Source organism: Methylomonas sp. 2F7, from assembly GCF_057126975.1.
This window is the reverse complement of sequence record NZ_CP195203.1, coordinates 4,159,603-4,178,953: the sequence shown is the minus strand read 5'-3', so window position 1 is coordinate 4,178,953 and position 19,351 is coordinate 4,159,603. Positions and strand designations below refer to the sequence as shown.

At 52.8% G+C, this 19,351-nt stretch carries 16 protein-coding genes; 8 read left to right on the top strand and 8 right to left on the bottom strand.

What is annotated here, in order from left to right:
- Positions 1-9: 9 nt before the first annotated feature.
- Complete coding sequence (locus ACR64Q_RS18830; protein WP_313732701.1) at positions 10-1,428, bottom strand: acetyl-CoA carboxylase biotin carboxylase subunit; 1,419 nt, start codon at positions 1,426-1,428, stop codon at positions 10-12.
- Between the two features lie 437 nt (positions 1,429-1,865).
- Here ACR64Q_RS18830 and ACR64Q_RS18825 point away from each other — a divergent pair, with 437 nt between their 5' ends.
- From ACR64Q_RS18825 to ACR64Q_RS18815, 3 genes are all read left to right on the top strand, one after another.
- Positions 1,866-2,345 (top strand): hypothetical protein, encoded by a 480-nt coding sequence (locus ACR64Q_RS18825; RefSeq protein ID WP_313732700.1) that lies wholly within the window; start codon positions 1,866-1,868, stop codon positions 2,343-2,345.
- 200 nt (positions 2,346-2,545) lie between these two features.
- Positions 2,546-3,628, top strand: coding sequence for a GNAT family N-acetyltransferase (locus tag ACR64Q_RS18820; protein ID WP_313732699.1), 1,083 nt, complete (start codon positions 2,546-2,548; stop codon positions 3,626-3,628).
- 39 nt (positions 3,629-3,667) lie between these two features.
- The gene (locus ACR64Q_RS18815) at positions 3,668-4,618 is read left to right on the top strand and encodes a glycosyltransferase (protein WP_313732698.1); all 951 of its coding nucleotides are present in this window, start codon (positions 3,668-3,670) and stop codon (positions 4,616-4,618) included.
- Between the two features lie 10 nt (positions 4,619-4,628).
- On the opposite strand, the gene ACR64Q_RS18810 is transcribed toward ACR64Q_RS18815, so the two are convergent.
- Positions 4,629-5,228 carry an arylesterase gene (locus tag ACR64Q_RS18810; RefSeq protein WP_313732697.1) on the bottom strand — a complete coding sequence of 200 codons (600 nt, stop codon included), beginning with the start codon at positions 5,226-5,228 and terminating at the stop codon, positions 4,629-4,631.
- Here ACR64Q_RS18810 and ACR64Q_RS18805 point away from each other — a divergent pair.
- From ACR64Q_RS18805 to ACR64Q_RS18785, 5 genes are all read left to right on the top strand, one after another.
- Entirely contained in the window at positions 5,227-5,919 is a 693-nt protein-coding gene (locus ACR64Q_RS18805; protein WP_313732696.1) for an ABC transporter ATP-binding protein, read from the top strand. The two genes, ACR64Q_RS18810 and ACR64Q_RS18805, sit on opposite strands and share 2 nt — an antisense overlap.
- On the top strand, positions 5,916-8,396 hold the full coding sequence (locus ACR64Q_RS18800; RefSeq protein ID WP_313732695.1) for an ABC transporter permease: 2,481 nt from the start codon (positions 5,916-5,918) through the stop codon (positions 8,394-8,396). Before ACR64Q_RS18805 ends, ACR64Q_RS18800 begins: the two co-directional genes overlap by 4 nt.
- Before the next feature lie 124 nt (positions 8,397-8,520).
- Positions 8,521-9,984: a 4-hydroxy-3-polyprenylbenzoate decarboxylase gene (ubiD, locus tag ACR64Q_RS18795; RefSeq protein WP_313732694.1), complete on the top strand. Its 1,464-nt coding sequence runs from the start codon at positions 8,521-8,523 to the stop codon at positions 9,982-9,984.
- 40 nt (positions 9,985-10,024) lie between these two features.
- Positions 10,025-11,161 (top strand): PP2C family protein-serine/threonine phosphatase, encoded by a 1,137-nt coding sequence (locus tag ACR64Q_RS18790; RefSeq protein WP_313732693.1) that lies wholly within the window; start codon positions 10,025-10,027, stop codon positions 11,159-11,161.
- A 206-nt stretch (positions 11,162-11,367) separates the two neighbouring features.
- Positions 11,368-12,453 carry an HD domain-containing phosphohydrolase gene (locus ACR64Q_RS18785; RefSeq protein ID WP_026602417.1) on the top strand — a complete coding sequence of 362 codons (1,086 nt, stop codon included), beginning with the start codon at positions 11,368-11,370 and terminating at the stop codon, positions 12,451-12,453.
- 90 nt (positions 12,454-12,543) lie between these two features.
- Here ACR64Q_RS18785 and ACR64Q_RS18780 read toward each other — a convergent pair whose 3' ends face one another.
- The 6 genes from ACR64Q_RS18780 to rlmKL form a co-directional block, all read right to left on the bottom strand.
- The gene (locus ACR64Q_RS18780) at positions 12,544-13,779 is read right to left on the bottom strand and encodes a heme biosynthesis HemY N-terminal domain-containing protein (protein ID WP_020484454.1); all 1,236 of its coding nucleotides are present in this window, start codon (positions 13,777-13,779) and stop codon (positions 12,544-12,546) included.
- 12 nt (positions 13,780-13,791) lie between these two features.
- Complete coding sequence (locus tag ACR64Q_RS18775; RefSeq protein WP_313732692.1) at positions 13,792-14,958, bottom strand: uroporphyrinogen-III C-methyltransferase; 1,167 nt, start codon at positions 14,956-14,958, stop codon at positions 13,792-13,794.
- The gene (locus ACR64Q_RS18770; protein ID WP_020484456.1) at positions 14,942-15,724 is read right to left on the bottom strand and encodes a uroporphyrinogen-III synthase; all 783 of its coding nucleotides are present in this window, start codon (positions 15,722-15,724) and stop codon (positions 14,942-14,944) included. Before ACR64Q_RS18770 ends, ACR64Q_RS18775 begins: the two co-directional genes overlap by 17 nt.
- Entirely contained in the window at positions 15,721-16,647 is a 927-nt protein-coding gene (gene hemC, locus ACR64Q_RS18765) for a hydroxymethylbilane synthase (protein WP_026602413.1), read from the bottom strand. The genes ACR64Q_RS18770 and hemC overlap by 4 nt, the downstream gene beginning before the upstream one ends.
- 202 nt (positions 16,648-16,849) lie before the next feature.
- A complete protein-coding gene (locus ACR64Q_RS18760; protein ID WP_020484458.1) occupies positions 16,850-17,122 on the bottom strand; it encodes an acylphosphatase in 273 nt (90 codons plus the stop codon).
- Positions 17,119-19,314, bottom strand: coding sequence for a bifunctional 23S rRNA (guanine(2069)-N(7))-methyltransferase RlmK/23S rRNA (guanine(2445)-N(2))-methyltransferase RlmL (rlmKL, locus tag ACR64Q_RS18755; protein ID WP_313732691.1), 2,196 nt, complete (start codon positions 19,312-19,314; stop codon positions 17,119-17,121). Before rlmKL ends, ACR64Q_RS18760 begins: the two co-directional genes overlap by 4 nt.
- Positions 19,315-19,351 lie beyond the last annotated feature (37 nt).

Genomic DNA, 19,351 nt, shown 5'->3' with positions numbered 1-19,351 from the left:
TCCTTGGGTTTACAGGCCAGTATGGGAGGCGACAACCGCCGCCAGCACGCTAGCCAGAATTTCCGGTCGCGGCTTGTTGGAATAGTTGATTAGGTCTGGATTAGCTTCGACAAAGCCGGTGTTGAACCGACCGCGGCGAAAGTCCGGATGACCGAGAATTTTCAAGTAATAGGGGATAGTGGTTTTGATCCCGAACAAGCCCATGTCTTTCAAGGCGCGCTCGCCGCGATTAATCGCGTCTTCCCAGGTCATCGCGCTGACGATCACTTTAGCCAGCATCGAGTCATAAAACGGCGGTACCTCGTATCCGGTGTAAATCGCCGTGTCGGTCCGGACGCCGGGTCCGCCGGGGGCGTAGTAACGGGAGATGTGGCCGAAGCTGGGCAAGAAATTGTTTTTTGGGTCTTCGGCATTCACCCGAAATTGCATCGCATAGCCGCGCCTGACAATTTCTTCCTGCTTGAAACGCAGCGGCAAGCCGGCGGCGACGCGAATTTGTTCCTCAACGATGTCCACGCCGGTGATGGTTTCGGTGATGGTATGCTCGACCTGCACGCGGGTGTTCATTTCCATGAAATAGAACCGACCGTTTGCATCCAGTAAAAACTCCACGGTGCCGGCATTGGTGTAACCCACCGCTTTGGCCGCCATGACTGCTAAGCCGCCCAGATATTGCCGTTGAGCTTCATCCAGTTGCGGCGAGGGCGCGATTTCGATCAATTTTTGGTTGCGGCGCTGTATCGAACAATCGCGTTCGTAGAGATGAATGGTGTTGCCAAAATGATCGGCCAGCACCTGCACTTCGATATGAATGGGGTTAACCACGCATTTTTCCAAAAACACATCGGCGCTGCCGAAGGCTTTCGTCGCTTCAGAAATCACTCGTACATAATTCTGACGCAGTTCGTTGGGGGTGTCGCAGCGTCTGATGCCGCGCCCGCCACCGCCGGAGGTGGCTTTCAGCATGATCGGATAACCGATCTGCTCCGCCACCTGCAAGGCATGCTCGACGCTATCCAAGTTACCGTCAGAGCCCGGCGTGACGGGTAAGCCGGCGGCGATCATTGCGCTGCGGGCTTCGGTTTTGTCGCCCATCCGCTGAATGACTTCTGCGGAAGGCCCGATAAACACCAGGCCGCGTTCCTGGCAGGCCCGCGCGAATTGCGCGTTTTCCGATAGAAAACCATAGCCGGGGTGAATCGCATCGCAACCCGTGCGCAGGGCCAAATCCACTAAGCCGTAGATATTCAAGTAGCCGGCCAGCGGTTCGCTGCCGATGTAATGGGATTCGTCAGCCTTTTTGACGTGCAAGGCAAAACGATCGGCCTCCGAATAAATAGCTGCTGAACGAATGCCCATTTCTGCGCAAGCCCGAATGATACGGACAGCAATTTCGCCGCGATTGGCGATAAGTATTTTGCGTAACATGATGCTCCCGAGTCGTAGTATTCAGTAACTTGCCTACTACTCTAACAATTTATGGCTATCTTTCAACAGGAAAACCGCCGCTTGCCGATTCGAGATTAGCCTTTAGCTTGAGTGGTCGCGGCATTGCCGGCTAGTGGGTTCGGTCAGAAAAAATCGGCTAATTCGGCGATATTTGCTGCGTAGGCATTGAAGAAATTTCTAGCCGCTAAGTTGTTGTGTTAGCGGCATTTAATCGGCTTTTTGTGGTTTCTGTGCCAACAAGTTTTAAGGGTGAATGGGAAATATTGATAGAAAACAGCCTCTTGCAATTGGCACACATAGTGCTATTCTCCTATGCATGGACGCCTATACCATGAGCCGCAGCCTTCAGTAATCGGTCCGGTTTGTGTGAATAGGGCTTCACCTCTTAACTAATTGATTAATTCTGGGGTTTTAATATGGACACAAACAAGCCGTTACTTTCCGCATTATTTTTTATCGGTCTATCGTTTTGGGGGATTCAGCTGGCGCAAGCGGCGACTACCGCAAACACGCTAAACCCGCTCGAATCCTTCAAAACCGTTTTGCCGGATTTGCCAAGCGCTTATCAGGAGCAGCCATCGAATCCATCAGCGGATAAGCCCTTGCAGGACTATGCGTTAACGCTGTTTACTCGGGTCAAAACTGGAGCAGTAGCGACATTTCAGCAAGCCTTGCTGGAGATAGAGGGGCTTGGCGACATTGTTTCGCAAACAGGTTTGCTCGGGTTGCTTGGTACTGTATTCCAGCCAGTGATGGATGAGAGCAAAACAGCTGAATTGAAAGCTGCCTTGCCTACCGCGGCCTGGTTTTTTCTCAGCGGCATGCTGGGCATTCTGGGCTTGAAAAAACGCAGCAATTTGCTTGATGCCAAATCGGTGTTTAAGCCACTCCGGTAAATGCTGTTACAGGTATGGTGTGGACTTGGGTCGCGCCCGCGTGTTGCCCAAGCCTTGCCCCATCAATCCTTTTAAAACGTATGTTGTAGTTTGGTATTACAGCAAGTTTGCACCGATAATAGTTTTCGATTTTCGGTGATGCCTCCGCTAACAATATTTAGGCCTCGCTAATAATTTTCCGCATTTTTTCGAGAAAGCCTATGTCCGCTGTTGCCGAACATTTTGTTTATGGACCTATCCAACTGGCGGATATTCCGGATTGCATTCGAATTGCCGTTGCCAATTTCGACGAGTTTCAACAACACCCAGAATACATCCAGCAATGGTTCGAGCGCCGTATCGTGCATAACCCTTGGCAGAACGCCTTGCCGTGCGTCGGCGTCGGGGTTTGGCACAATGGACGTTTGGCAGGTTTCCGGGCCATGTTCGTGCAACCCTGGTGGTTGAACGGAGAATCCGTAACGATTGCATTCGGTTCCAATACCTGCGTCGATGAACAGTTTCGCGGGCAGGGCTTAGCCACCAAGTTGATCGAACACAGCCTCGAGTTTGCCCGGTTCAACGGCACAGTGACTGCCGGCGTAATTACGCAGAAAGCCTTTAAAAAATGCGGCTTTGTGGAGATCGGTGGCAGCGATAACGATTTTTATCGTTTGCGCGTTGGTTATCGCGGCTCTTGGGAGAAACGCGCCGGCAAATCGTTGGGCTATTGGTTGGGCAGCCTATTTGACATCAACTTGCGCTTACGCAATGTCAAATTGCATAGCGGCGGTTTTAAATTTGCTGAGGTTTTGCATTGCGAGACTGAGTTTGATGAGTTGTGGGAGCGGGCTAAAGCGGGTTATGCCTCGTGTCTGGAACGTAGCAGCCGCTATTTAAACTGGCGTTTATTCGATTTTCCTACCTGTCCTTTAAGACTTTTCGCGCTGCGCGATGCTACAGGCAAGTTGCGTGCCTATGCTATCTGGCATCAGCAAGGTTTTGGGGATGCTATCAACATGGCAGTATTGCGCGACGTTTTTTCTCCTTTGGACGATGAGCCGGCCTTAAAGACCCTGTTGTATTACCTATTTGCCTATTGGCGAGAGAACGGGATTAGCTGGGGCAGTCTGGAAGTCGCCTCGCCGTCATTGACCAGTCTGTTTCGCAGTCTCGGTTATGAAGCGGTGCCGTCGCGCGGCAATCGCTATCTGATCTATCGCCAGCCGCCGCTAGCCGACAACATTTTGCAAAATTGGTACCGCAGCGGGATCGATGGCGATTATTTCGATCATCCGCTGTAATATTGCTTAATCCAACATTCTAAACCCGGCCTGTACCCTATGTTAAACGCCTCCGTGATTATCAGCACCCGCAACAGAGCGTCGATATTGCCGCGCTTGTTCGACGCATTGGCCGCCATGCGGCTGAATAGCGAGACCCGCTGGGAATTGCTGATGGTTGATAACGGTAGCAGCGACGATACTGTTGCGGTGATCGCGGCCGAAGCGGAGCGTGGTCGACTGCCGGTGCATTGCGTCTCTGAGCCGATTCCCGGTAAGTCCCGTGCTTTGAATCGCGCCATCAAGCAAGCGCAAGGCGAATTGCTGGTGTTCACCGACGACGATGTCGAACCGCAAGCAAGCTGGTTACAGGCCTATATCGATGCCGCCGCCGCGCATCCGGAAGTCGACGGATTTGCCGGCAAAGTATTACCCAAATGGCTGGGCGACATCCCCGCCTGGCTGCATACCGAAGGCGAGTTTGCCTTGCCGCGCGGCATTACCAATACCCGCGATTTTGGCACGTCGCAGCAATTTTTGGATGAACAGGTTATTCCGGGGGGCGTCAACACCGCGTTGAGAGCGGAGGCCGTAGCCAAAAACGGTTGGTTTCGCGAAGAGCTCGGGCCGGGCACCTCGGTGCCGTTTACGGAAGACACCGAATACATGGGTCGTTTTCGGCGGGGCGGTGGCGAGTTTTGGTATGTGCCCGAGGCGTTGCTGTATCACTGCAACATCCCGGAGCGGATGACGAAGGCCTATGTGTGCCGCTGGATGTTCGACGTGGCCCGTTGCCAGGTGCTGGCTTATGCCGATGAGCCTGCCGGGAAGAATATAGCCGGTATCCCGCTGTATTTGCTGCGGCATTATCTGAGTAGAAGCGTGAGTTTTTGTCTGGAGCCGCGCGAGCAGCAACGCTTACAAAAAAAAATGAAATGGAGGTTTACAGCCGGCGAAATCGCCGGTTATCGGCAATTGCCGGCGTTTAAGCAAGCGTTGGCGACAAATTAGCGATTCGCGTTCATAGCAACGCTTGTAAATATCCCCAAACTTTCTCGGCAATCACCGGTTGCGCCAGCTCATTCGGATGCAGGCCGTCAGCCTGCATCATCTCCGGGTTTAATGCCACCTCTTCCAGGATAAACGGCACATAAGGAATCTTCAATTCCGCGGATAGCTGCGGAAAAACCTCGTAAAACATCTCGACATAACGCTTGCCGTAATTGGGCGGGATTTTCATCCCCAGCAGCATGACTTTGGCGCCGACGTTTTGCGAGCGCCGGGTGATTTCGGTCAGATTATTTTTCATTTCCGCCGGCGATAAACCGCGCAAACCGTCGTTGGCCCCAAGCTCCACCAACACAATATCCGGTTTATGTCGGGATAAAATTTGCTCAAGTCGCGCCAGGCCGCCGGCCGAAGTATCGCCGCTGATGCTTTCGTTACTGATAACATAACCGCTATGCAGGTCGGTCAGCTTGTTTTGCAACAAAGCCACCCAACCCAGCTGAACTTCGATGCCGTAACCGGCACTAATACTGTCACCCACTACCACTATCGATTTCGCCATGGCGCTAATCGGTAGTAAACCCAGAATTACGGCAAGGACCACGCTATACATGTTAAATACTCATATTGATAAGACCAGTTCCCCGATTATCGTTACCGAACAACTCGGCAAATCGGTGCCAACTTCCGAGGGCATTTTACACATCTTGTCCTCGGTGAATTTAATCATCAATCCGGGCGAGAGCCTGGCCATTGTCGGCGAGTCCGGTTCCGGTAAATCCACCTTGCTTAGCTTGCTGGCCGGCCTGGATACGCCCAGTACCGGTCGAGTGGTCGTCAATGGTCGCGATCTGACCAAGTTGGACGAAGACGGCCGCGCCTTGTTGCGCAACGAATTAGTCGGTTTCGTGTTTCAGTCGTTTCAACTGTTGCCGGGTTTGACGGCTCTGGAAAACGTCATGCTGCCGCTGGAGCTCAGTGGCCACCCTCAAGCAGCTTCTGCGGCCCGGGCTCTGTTGGACAGAGTAGGCTTGTCGCAGCGCCTGACTCATACACCCAAGCAGTTGTCCGGCGGCGAACAACAACGGGTGGCCTTGGCGCGGGCCTTTGTCACCCGTCCGGCCATTCTGTTTGCCGACGAACCGACCGGTAATCTGGACAGCAAAACCGGTGCGCATATCATCGATCTGCTGTTTGAGCTCAATCAAGAACAACATACCACTTTGATTTTGGTGACTCACGACATGACTTTGGCCGGGCGTTGTCAACGCATCATCCGTCTGGACGCCGGGAGTATGGTATGAAACGCGTCAATCTGGCGCTGAAACTGTTGTGGCGCGACAGCCGTTCCGGAGAGTTGACCTTGTTATTGCTGGCTTTGCTGATTGCTGTCAGCAGTTCCACCGCCATTTCACTATTCGCCGACCGCTTGCATCGGACCATGACAGTACAAGCCGCTGAGTTTTTAGCCGGCGATTTGGTGGTAGCCGCGCCGGCACTTATCAACGAAATTTGGCTAGCCAAGGCCGGCGAATTGGGCTTATCCCGTTCGCAGACCAGCGAGTTTGCCAGCGTTTTGCTGGAAAACCAGGAAATGCTGTTGGCTTCGGTAAAATCGGTCAGCGGCGGCTATCCGCTGCGCGGCAAATTGAAAACCAGCGATGCCGAGTCGCAGGATGAAACCGTCGTCAGCCAGGGCCCGGAACCCGGCTCGGCTTGGGTGGACAAACGCATTCTGCCGGCTTTGCATTTAAAAATTGGCGACACGCTGACCGTAGGCGAAAAAGCGCTGACCATCAGCCGGGTGTTGAGTTACGAGCCGGACAAACGCGGCGACTTTTACAGCTTTTCGCCGCGGGTGATGATTAATCAAAGCGACTTGGCTGCCACCGGCGTGATTCAACCCGGCAGCCATGTTCGTTACGCCTTCCAGTTCAGCGGCGACGAGCAGGCCTTGGCTACCTTTAAGACTTGGTTGAAACCCCAACTAAACAGTTCGCAAAAAATCCTGGATATACACGAGGACCGCCCGGAATTGGGATCGGCATTGCAGCGCGCCGAGCGTTACCTGGGCCTGTCCAGTATCGTGGTGATCTTAATTGCCGGCGTGGCGATTGCGATGGCCACCCGCCGTTATACCGAGCGACATTTCAACGCCACGGCCTTGCTGCGCTGCCTGGGGTGTAAACAAGCGGAAATTCTCTGGCTTTACGGTTTGCAGTTTTTGGTGCTGGGCCTGCTAACCAGTGGCGTCGGCTGTGGCCTTGGCTGGTTGGCGCAGTTCGGTTTATTCGAACTGTTAAAATCTTTGTTGCCGCAAGAGTTGGCCAGCCCCAGTTGGTTGGCAGTGTTTTTTGGCTTGATTACTGGTTTGGCAATATTGCTGGGTTTTGCCTTGCCGCCGTTGCTGCGCTTGCAAAAAGTCTCGCCCTTGCGAGTCTTGCGCCGCGAGTTGGAACCGTTACCCACTAGCGGCTGGTTGATTTACGGTTTAGCGCTGGCGATTATCGGTGGCTTGATTTGGCGCTATACCGAAGACCCGAAAATGACTTCGCTCATATTGGGTGTCGGGACGTTGGCATTATGCGGCTTAGGGGCGGCGATATACAGTTTGTTATTGCTGGCGCGCAAGCTGTTGCCGAAGATGGGCTTAAATTGGCGTTTTGGTTTGCAGGGATTGCTGAGGAACAGCCAGGCCAGCATAAGTCAAATATTGGCTTTCAGCATCACACTAACCGCCATGGCCCTGAGTTTCACTGTGCGCAGCGACTTGATCGATAACTGGCAACAGCAATTACCGGAACAGGCGCCCAATCATTTTGCCTTGAATATCCTGCCGGAACGCCAGCAGTCATTTCAAAACGAATTAGAGCAAGCGCAAATCCCCAGCAGCCGGTTTTATCCGGTGGTGCGCGGGCGCTTGGTAACGATCAATAACGAAGCGGTGCAAGGCCGGGTCAGCAAAGATACGCAGGGCGAAGGCGCTACCCAACGCGAGTTGAGTCTGACCTGGGCGGTGCAATTACCGGACGATAACAAAGCCACCGATGGCGGTGCTTGGCAAGCCGATCAGCCGGGCCTGGTATCGGTGGAGCAAAAACTAGCCGAAAGCTTAAAAATCAAGGTGGGCGATGCATTGACCTTTACGGTGGGGAGCGCGCAATTCAGCGCCAAGGTATCCCAGCTTCGTAGTGTGCAATGGGACACGATGCGGCCTAACTTTTACATGATCTTCTCGCCCGGCACGCTGGACAGTTTCCCGACCATGTACATGACTAGTTTCTATCTGGCCGACAATCAAAAAATTCTGCTGAATACGTTGCTGAAAAAATATCCGGCCATCACGATATTGGAAGTCGACCAGATCCTGAAACAGTTCAAGATGATCCTGACGCAGCTGACCAAAGCCATCAACCTGTTGCTGTATTTTGCCTTGGCGGCCGGTTTTACCGTGTTGTTCGCTGCCGTTTACGCCACACTGGATCAACGGATTTATGAAGGTGCGTTGATGCGTACCTTGGGTGCGCGGCGCGGCTTTTTACGTGCCACGCATGTGATTGAGTTTGGCTTGCTCGGTACCTTGGCTGGCGTTTTGGCGGCATTGGCAAGCGAGGCGATTTTATATGCGCTTTATATCCGCGTGATGCATATCGACTACCGTCCGGGCTACTATTTGTGGGGCGCACTGCCAGCCATAGGCGCGATAACGGTGGGGCTGGCAGGTTACTGGGGTGTTCGCCAGGTGGTCAATCAGCCGCCCTTGCAAGTGTTGCGGCGTTAATCTCCGGCGCTTTGGTTTTACTTTCCGCCCTCTGCTTCCTCGCCCGGCTTATCTCAGCGTATGATTGCCGCTTTAATTTTGCACCTCCATGGCACGAAGTTCGGCCCCTTTCTAAGGACAATGCATGAAATATAGAGATTTACGAGACTTTATCGCCCAGTTGGAAAAACAGGGTGAACTGAAGCGCGTCAAACAGGAAGTCGATCCGGTGTTGGAAATGACGGTGATATGCGACCGGGTATTGAAACAGGGCGGGCCGGCTTTGCTGTTCGAGAATCCGAAAGGCTCCAATATTGCCGTGCTTGGCAACTTGTTCGGGACCCCAAAACGGGTGGCAATGGGTATGGGCGCCAAAGACGTTTCCGAATTGCGCGGTATCGGCGAGTTACTGGCCTATCTGAAAGAGCCGGAGCCGCCGAAAGGCATGAAAGACGCGCTGGAAAAGTTCCCCGTGTTCAAACAAGTGCTGAATATGGCCCCGAAAATAGTCAGTTCCGCGCCTTGCCAGGAAGTGATTCGGGTTGGTGATGAAGTCGATTTAAGTGTTTATCCGATTCAAACCTGTTGGCCGGAGGATGCCGCGCCGTTGATTACCTGGCCGCTGGTGATTACCAAAGGGCCGAATAAAGACCGGCAGAATCTGGGGATTTACCGCCAGCAAGTCATCGGCAAAAACAAAGTCATAATGCGTTGGCTGGCACATCGCGGCGGTGCCTTGGATTTTAAAGAATGGCAGCAAGCGCATCCGGGCAAGCCGTTTCCGGTGGCCGTGGCCCTGGGCGCGGACCCTGCGACGATATTGGCATCGGTCACACCAGTGCCGGATTCCTTGTCCGAGTACGCCTTTGCCGGCTTGCTGCGCGGCAGTAAGACCGAAGTGGTCAAATGCTTGTCCAATGATTTGCAAGTGCCGGCCAGTGCGGAAATCGTGCTGGAAGGCTTTATCTATCCTGGCGAAACCGCCCCGGAAGGCCCGTATGGCGATCATACCGGCTACTACAACGAGGTCGACGAATTTCCGGTATTTACCATCGAACGCATTACTCAGCGGCAAGTGCCGATTTATCACAGCACTTACACCGGCCGCCCGCCAGATGAGCCGGCGATTTTGGGTGTGGCGTTAAACGAAGTCTTCGTGCCTATCCTGCAAAAACAGTTTCCGGAAATTGTCGATTTTTATCTGCCGCCGGAAGGCTGTTCCTATCGGATGGCGGTGATCAGTATGAAGAAGCAATACGCCGGCCACGCCAAACGGGTGATGTTGGGTACCTGGTCGTATTTGCGCCAGTTTATGTACACCAAATTTGTCATCGTAGTGGACGAGGATGTGGATGTACGAAACTGGCAGGACGTGATTTGGGCAATTACCACCCGCATGGATCCGGCCCGTGATTTGACGATTTTGGAAAACACGCCTATAGATTATCTGGACTTTGCTTCGCCGGTGTCTGGCTTGGGGTCCAAGGTCGGTTTCGATGCTACCAACAAATGGCCAGGCGAAACCAACCGGGAGTGGGGACGTCCGATTGTAATGAGTGAGGACGTGATCAAAAAAGTGGATACGATGTGGGATACCTTATTTAACTAGGGTAGACTGCCGGTTGGCTTGTGGAACGGTACAAATCCTAATGAAAATATTGGTTGTCGACGATATCTACGAAAACAGGTTATTGCTCGATAAATTACTGAGCAGGATGCAGCATGAAGTCATTTCGGTCGAAAATGGGGAGCAGGCGGTTCAAGCTCTGACCAGCGTTAATCCCGACCTGATTCTGATGGATATTATGATGCCGGTGATGGACGGGCTGGAGGCTATCAAAGCGATTAGAGGGCTGACCCAGGACAAGTGGGTGCCGATTTTTGTGCTCAGCGCGTTAGCCGATGACCAAAATGTATTGGATGGTCTGCAAGCCGGTGCTGACGATTATCTGCAAAAACCGTTCAGTCGGGCCATTCTTGCAGCTAAGTTGGGCTCGGTACAACGCGTGATCGATATGCAAAATCTGATTATTGCCGATACCCAGTTACTTAAAGCCTATCGCGACGAAAATGAAGCGGAACAGCAGTTTTTGCAGAGTATTTTTGAGAGGTTAATTAAACAGAGCGATCTGAAAGACGATCATTTGCAGTTTTGGTTATTGCCGGCCAAGCGTTTTAGCGGCGATTTGATTTGCGCCAGACGCGTCAGCGCCCAACAAATTTACTTTATGCTCGCCGATTCGACCGGCCATGGTTTGGCGGCGGCGCTGCCGACGGTCATTGTCAATCAAGCGTTTCAGGCGATGACCAAAAAAGGTCTGGCCGTCTCTATTATCGTTCGCGAGATTAATCGCCTGCTGTACAGTCAGATGCCGCCGGGCCGTTTCGTGGCATTGGCATTGGGCATGATAGACAGCGAAAAAAAGTCGGTGGAGTTGTGGAATGGCGGCTTACCCGATGTTTTTGCGCTGGATGGCGAAGGCAATCCGGCTCACGCTTTTCGTTCCACGCACCCCTCTGCCGGCATTCTCGACAACCGGCAATTCGACGATACATGCGAAATCTGGCATTGGCGGGAGGCTTGCGAGTTATTTATGTACTCTGACGGCTTGACCGATGCCCAGGATCCTGACGGCGGTTTATTCGGCCAGGAGCGCGTACTGCAAATTCTCAGGACTGCACCGCCCGGTGCTGAAGTGACGGCGATACAACGGGCCTTGGAAGCGCATATGCTGAACCGGGAAGCGCAAGACGATATTTCCTGTATGGCAATTCGCTGTCGTTGAATGCTTCGACGTTGGGCCGGGTAGCTTTTTTTATGGAATCTTTTTGGCTGTTAGATTGAATGTTTGGGTCAGGTTGTAAAAAGCAGACTCAGCTAATTTGTCTATACTCAGAATTTCGCGAATAACCCACTCAGCAGGGACGGCTCGGCACGCGCCGGACTGCTAGGTTTTCGCTCCCAACTTGATGATCCTTTGAAAACAGCAACGTGGACTTAAAACAGCATATTCTGCAAGCCGCCATTCTTATCGTCGACGACGAACCCGCTAACGTCAAATTGTTGGAAAAAATTTTGCAGCGCCAGGGTTATCGGAATATTCAATCGACCTGCGATTCTCGCGAAGTGACTTCTCTGTGCGATACCACTCGTTTCGATGCCTTTTTATTGGACATCCGCATGCCGTATTTAAGCGGCTTCGAGGTCATGGAGCAGCTGCAACAGCGCTTTAGGGACGACTATTTACCCGTGTTGGTGCTCAGTGCGCAACCGGACATGGAGACCCGCTTGCGAGCGTTAAGTTTGGGCGCCAAGGATTTTTTGACCAAGCCCTTCGATCAATTGGAAGCCGTCACCCGCATCCACAATCTGCTGGAAGTGCGCTTGATGCATAATCAGGTTCGCGATCAAAACCGTCTGCTCGAACAACAGGTTAAATCCAGAACCGACGAGTTGTATCGTACTCGTCAGGAAGTCATACGCAGATTGGGGCTGGCCGCCGAATATCGGGATAACGAAACCGGCAACCATATTATTCGCATGAGTAAATATGCGCAGTTGTTGGCTTTGGCTTATGGCTTAACTGAGCAGGATGCGGAAATTATTCTGAATGCGGCACCGATGCACGATATAGGCAAGATCGGTATTCCAGACCGGATTCTGCTGAAAACCGGCAAACTGGACCCCGAAGAATGGCGGATCATGCAGACCCATGTGCAAATGGGCGCAAATATTTTATCCGGCTCACCGACCGAGTTGATGCGCGCCGCGCGCACGATTGCTCAACATCACCATGAAAAGTGGGACGGTACCGGCTATCCGAATGGCTTGAGAGAAGAAGATATATCTATTGCCGGCAGGATTTGCGCGCTCGCCGATGTGTTCGACGCACTGACGTCGCAACGTCCGTATAAGCCGGCCTGGAGTGTGGAGGATACTTTGACCTATATCGCGTCCGAGTCCGGCAAACATTTCGACCCTAAATTAGCGCCGCTGTTAAAAAGGAATTTGCCGGAAATTTTGATTATCAAAAGCGAATACGCCGATGCCGAGGTTATTCGGGATTTGGACTATTAACTCGGCCTTGCTTATCGCTGGTATTCCTTCAGGATGAGCTCGTCTAAGCCCTGACTGGTGTGCCCTTGACAGACTCGTTGCGAACGGTATTTAAACTGCGCGAATGGATTCTACACCGCTGATTAGCTCGGCTGATGCCAACTCCATGCCGCGTTTGAAGTAATCGCAGGCTTGATCCTTGTCGCCTTTGCTAAACAATAATTCGCCCAGTAATTGGTAGGTCGCCACCGACGCTTCAGTATTCAGGCTTTTCAACAAATATTGTTCGGCTTTCTCCATTTGCTCGGCTTTCAGAGCCAGCTTGCCCAGCACTCTTAACAACACTGCATTGCTGGGGTAAACCGCCAGCCATTGTTCGATCGACTGCAATTGCTTGGCTTTATCTTCGGCTTCAATGTTCGAAACCAACACCAGCAAGGTGTCGTCCCAATGCCGGCCCAATTGCTTGAGCATCGCCGATTCGACGCTACTGCCGGCGCCCGCTGCAATCATCGCCGCAAAATAGATATTGGCGATACCCGGCAGGGCTTTGATGTGATCGGGGATGCCTTCCCAGCAGGTTTGGATCGCTTGGCGGTCGCCCTGGGCGATGGTCTGTTTCAGCAAGCGGCTAAAGGTTTCCGTTTCCAGCAATTTAACTTCGGTTTCCATCAACACTTTATGCTGTTGTAGCGAGGGCAATATCTTGCTCAAGCCTTCCCAGTCGCCCAAATGTTGATACGCCTGATGCATCATTTTCAAAACCCGGGCATGGCCGGGATTGATCGAGTGCAATTTGCCCAGTGTTTCCAAGGCTTGCTCGAATTGTTTTTCAGACAGATGCAATTCGGCTTGGGTCAAGCCGACGGTCATATTGGTGTCCGAGGATTGTTCGCTGGCTTTTTGCAGATATTCGTCGCGCTTGTCCAGTGCGCCGCGCGATTGCGCCGCTCTGGCGGCAGTCAAATAATGCAGTAATGGTGCACCGCTATGCGCGGCATGCTTGATCAGCACTTTCTCCGCGCGCTCCCAATTACCGTCTGCCGCGTCGAATAAGCCGGCCACCAGGGCTTCCTGTGAACGATTGAAACGAATATTGCGGCGGCGCTTGGCAAATTGGTTGGGCATGCGAATCAACACACCCATCAAGCGGAAAAAATTGTAGAGAACGAAAAAACCGATCACTTGCGCTACCGCAAACACGGTCAAAGAGGTTTCCAGCGACCAGTGGCCGAAACCGATCAACACATAACCGGGATCGTTTTGTTTGACCAGCCAGCTGTGCAGCAAAAACGCCACTAAAATCGCACAAAGCAAGGAGCCGAGAAAATACATGAGATTTTTCATAATGCCACTCGCTTATTGCTGACCGGCAGTGGGATTTGCCGGTGCGGCTGTTTCCGCTGGCGGATTATTCAGCACGGCTTTATCGGATTCGATACGCAATTTACTGATGTCTTTCAGCATCTTCAACGAACCGCTAACATCCGGATATTGGCTGCGGATTTGCACACTGGCAAGTTTGTCGAGTTCGGCGAGGAATTTATCGGTTTGTTGGTTTTCCGCAAAATTTTTCTTCAGCCACTGTTTAGCGTCGGCGATGCTGCTGGAAAACAAGGTGTCGTTTTGTTGTACCAGGGCAATTTCGATCATTTCCAGCCTGACCTTCAACTGCTGCTTGATAAAGTGTGCTTCCTCCGGAGTGAGGATAGCGTTGACCGGTTGCTCGGTGTGACGCAGCACCACGTAGCCTTCCAGTTGTTTGGCTACAGTGCTTAAAATTTCATGACCATGTTCGGACAGGTCGCTGTTGGGTTCAGGCTTTTCCGGTTGCTTGCCGGCATGCGGCAGAAACACCGATAAGCTTTCTACGGCATCCTGTAAATGTTGAATGCCGCTGTAGATGCCGACGATATCCGGCACGGTGGCGCCGTTTAACAAGGCAATTTCCTTGGCAATTTGCTCGCGGACTTTAAATACCGCCGCGTCGCCACTTTCTCTAAGCCTTTGATCGGCAGCTTCCAACGCTTCGCGGGTGGTGGTGACGTCGCCGACTAGATGCAAACGCTGATTGGCAACGGTCAACAGATATTCGGCATCGGCCAGCAGCCAGTCGCCGCGGGTTTTACCTAGTTGCCGTTGCAAGGCTACTATTGATGCTTCCAATTCTTTGCGGGCGGTGTTGAGCCGCTCTTCATGTAGTTTGGAGAAGTCGGCCAATGTTTCATTGAAATGGTTGTCTTTGCCGGTCATTTCGGCATTAACGTTGGCGATTTGGGTTTGCACGCCGTTCAGTTGGTCACGCAGGCCGTTGAGTTCCTTATCTAGCTCAATCAGTTTTAGATTGTCCTGATTGTTTTCAGTGTCTTGACTGAAGCGCAGCTGCTGGAAAAAGAAAAAACCCGCACCAGCCAAAGCAATCACCAAGACGATAGAGGTAATGCCTATCCATAATCCGGCGTGAGACTTTTTAACCACCACTACCGGAGCTGGATTTTCTTGTTGTTCTTCAATTACTTCGGCCACTGTTTTCCCCGTTCAATAACGTCGTCAAGGTCTTTAAAATCGCTGCATCCGTGGGCTGTGCGCTCACGGCAATCTGGTTAAATCCGAAATCTTCGGCCGCTTGGCCTATCCGCTCGCTCATGACGATTAAAAGTATCGATTTCAACAATACTATCGACTCGTCATCCAGCATCGCCAACAAGTTTTGTAAAGCTTCGACACTGGTGATCGTTACTGCGTCCAGCCGCCCTTGGGATATGTCTGTCCGCAAATCCGTGCTGTTCGCCATTGGCTGGCGGCGGCTATACACTTCCAGATAACTCGCTTCCGCGCCGCGGCTACGCAAGCTTTCCGCCAGTTTTTCCCGGCCACCGACACCGCGCACAATCACGCAACGCATGCCAGCTACCGTTTGTAATTCAGGTTCGGCGAGCAAGCCCTCACTGTTAAATTCGCTGGCCGGCACGCAATCCACCGGCCATTCCGCTTGCTGCAATGCGCAGGCGGTTGCGGCACCGACAGCCGCGACTTTGAATTTACGCAAGGCCGGCATTTTGCCACCGAACGCCTTGATAGCAAAATCCACAGCATTGGTGCTGGTAAAAATCAGCCAATCGCTGGCGGCGGCTTGGCTTAACAAATCCGGGTCGGGCTGGGTTGCGACGATTTCCAGTGTCGGAAAGCGTATCGGCACACCGCCGTGTTGTTCTATCAAATGGCACAGATTTTCAGCCTGCGCCGCGGGTCGCGTCACCAAGATCCGCGCGCCGTTTAAAGCCTGATTCACTGGTATAGCTCGCGCAATATCCGGTCCGCGCCTTGCGCTAATAAATCCTCGGCCACAGCCTTGCCCAACGCTTCAAAGTCGGTGAGGCTGCTTTCCGCTTCGGCCCGATATAATAAGGAACCGTCCGGGCTGCCAACTAGGCCACGCATGAACAAACGCTGGCCTTTGATTTCCGCAAAACCGGCAATCGGCACCTGACAACCGCCGTTGAGTCGGGCATTCATCGCCCGCTCGGCGCCGACTCGGATGCTGGTGTCTTCGTCGTGCAATACCTTTAAATACTCATGAATCTCGGCGTCGTCGATCCGGCACTCGATGCCGATAGCACCTTGGCCCATCGCCGGCAAGCTTTCCGTCGGTTCCAGTTGGGCCGTGATACGCTTGCCCATCCCCAATCGTTTCAATCCGGCGGACGCCAAAATAATCGCATCGTATTCGCCGGCATCCAATTTTGCCAAGCGAGTGTTGACGTTGCCGCGCAGGCTCAGAATTTCCGCATTTGGGAATTTTTCCTTGATTTGGCATTGGCGGCGGAGACTGGAAGTGCCGATCCGGGCATTGGCAGGTAATTCGGCCAAACTGCGATAATTGTTGGAAACAAAGGCGTCGGTCGGATCTTCGCGGTCCATGATGACTGCTAGATGCAGGCCTTCCGGAAATTCCACCGGCACGTCTTTCATGGAATGCACCGCGATATCGGCCGTGCCTTCCAGCATGCCTTGTTCCAGTTCTTTGACAAACAAACCCTTGCCGCCGACTTTCGCCAATGGCGCGTCGAGGATTTTGTCGCCGCGGGTGACCATTTTTACCAGCTCGGTTTGTAATCCCGGAAACGCCTGCTCAAGCCGCGCCGCGACATGCTCGGCCTGCCACAAGGCCAGCGGGCTTTGCCGGGTAGCGATACGAATAATTCTGTCTGCCAAAACTGCTCCTGCCGATTGCTGGCGGGCGTCTAAGCTGCGCCCTTTGTTGGGAATAAATGTTCGCTATTGTAATCCGATTTGGGGGGGAAGGTGCTTAGAAGTTGTTTGCATAGATAAGTAGCAGGTAACCGGTTGCCAGGTTAAAGATTGAGACGTAGCTATTAAGTTGAGCGAATCAAAATGTCGCCTGACATTAGAGCACCTACCTAACCTCAAACACCTCAAAATGCTCGCCTGCATCATAAGTGTTAGCAATTACCTCTGAAACCTTAGCCAATATCGGCCCTTTATGGCACCAAGCCACTAGTTTTTGTAGTTCCTCCGCATGGCCGCTGGCGACGATTTCGACACTGCCGTCGGCCAGGTTTCTGACAAAACCTTTTATATTCAACTTCACGGCCTGTTTTTGGGTGTAGGCACGAAAATACACGCCTTGAACTCGGCCCTTGACGATGATATGCAAACACTCGCTCATCGAGTAATCCTCCAGCAATAATGAATTTTTTGATCGCGGGCGAAATCCTCCGGAATCGTTTTCGCGCTGATGTCTGTTATCTGCAAATCCGCCAAGGCTTGCCTGTCCAGTTTGAAGCGGCGGAAATTAGTCGAAAAATACAGCACGCCGCCCGGCGCAAGCAGGGCAACGGCACTGCGCAGCAAATGCAGATGATCGTTCTGAATATCAAAGGCTTCGTCCATTTTCTTGGAATTGGAAAAGGTCGGCGGATCGAGAAAGATCAGATCAAATTGCAGTTTGTCTTTGGCGCCGGCCTGTTCCGCCAGCCATTCCACACAATTGGCGCGCAGCAGCTTGTGATCGCCTTGAATGCCGTTCAAATCAAAATTGCGCTTGGCCCAGTCCAGATAGGTGTTGGACATATCCACCGTGACGCTGGAGGCCGCGCCGCCCACCGCCGCATGCACGCTGGCGCTGCCGGTGTAAGCAAACAGATTCAGGAAGCGCTTGCCTTTGGCTTGTTGTTGTATCAATAAACGGATCGGCCGATGATCCAGAAACAAACCGGTATCCAGATAATCTTCAAAATTCACCCAAAACTTGCAACCGCCTTCCTCGACCACATGAAAGCGGCCGGATTCGCCTTGTTTCTCGTATTGATCGGTGCTTTTCTGCTTGCGGCGGATTTTTAAAAACACCTGCTCTTTGGGTATTTCCAATACTTTGGGGATTTCCACCATCGCCCCAGCCAGGCGTTGATTGGCCTTGGCCGGATCGATGGTTTTCGGCGATTCGTATTCCTGCACATTGACCCAAGTTTTCTCGCTTTGATAAACGTCCACCGCCACCGCATATTCCGGCAAATCCGCATCGTACAGCCGGTAGCAACTGACCTGATTTTGTTTGGCCCATTTGCCGATTTTTTTCAGATTCTTACGCAAGCGGTTGGCGAACATCTCCGCCTGATTGTCGGGTTGCTCAGTCTCCGTACGCCGGCTGATTTGCTCGATGCGTTCTTGCTGGGATTTGGCTTTGGGTTCGAAGAAGGTCTGTTCTTCGATATTAAAACGCAGCAATTTGCACTCCAGCGCGCCGTTGAACAAGGTAATCGGCTTTTGCGAACGTACGCCCAAGCGAAAACCCAATTCCGGATTGCTGATGATCATCGCCACCTGCCAGCCTACAAAGCGCTGTTTCAGCACCTCTCCAAAGCGCCGATACAACTCGGAGGTTTCCGCCTCGTCGCCCAGCCGTTCGCCGTAGGGCGGGTTGCAGGCGATCAAGCCTTTGGGCCAACTTTCCGCCGTTGTTGCATCGCCGATGTCGCGCCGTTCGATATGAATCTTGCCTGCCAAGCCGGCATTTTCCACGTGCTGCAAGGCGGCTACCACGGTGCGCCGGTCCTGATCGAAACCGACTATAACAGGCATTTTGCTCAAGCCAACATCCCGGCGTTGCTTGGCTTCGTCCAGCAGGCTTTGCCAAAGCGCGCCATCGTGTTTTTTCCAGCCCAGAAAGCCGAAATAATCGCGTTGTAAACCCGGCGCATAATCGGCGGCAATCATCGCGCCTTCTAACAACATGGTGCCGGAGCCGCACATCGGATCGAGCAGCGAACCGCCTTGCTCGGCAATTGTCGGCCAGCCGGCGCGCAGCAAGATCGCCGCTGCCAGGTTTTCCTTGATCGGCGCGGCAATGTTGACGTCACGGTAACCGCGTCTGTGCAAACTCTCGCCGGATAAGTCCAGACTGAGTTGCGCAGTTTCGTTATGTAGATAAACATTCACGCGAATACTGGGCCGGTCGGTGTCGATATTGGGCCGTTTATTAAACTTGGCGCGCATCTGATCGACGATGGCGTCCTTGACTTTCAAGGCACCGAAATGGGTGTTATTGATGGCTGGGTTGTTCTTGCTGCTGAATGATACCGCCAAGCTGTCGTCGGGCTTGATATGCTCGAACCAGTTGATTTTTTTGACGCCATCGTACAAATCTTGCTGCGACTTGACCTCGAAACTGCTCAAGGGCAGAAACACCCGGTTGGCGGTGCGAGACCATAAACAGACGCGGTAAGCCAGCGCCAGATCGCCATCGAAGGAAACACCGGCCATTTTTTCCCGGACGTTCTGGCCGCCCAGGGCTTTGATTTCGTTGGCAAGAATACCTTCCATCGCTTTCGGCGTGGTGGCGAACAATTGGTATTGGGTCATGGTCTACGGGCTGGGTACGGAATGGCTGGCTAGGATA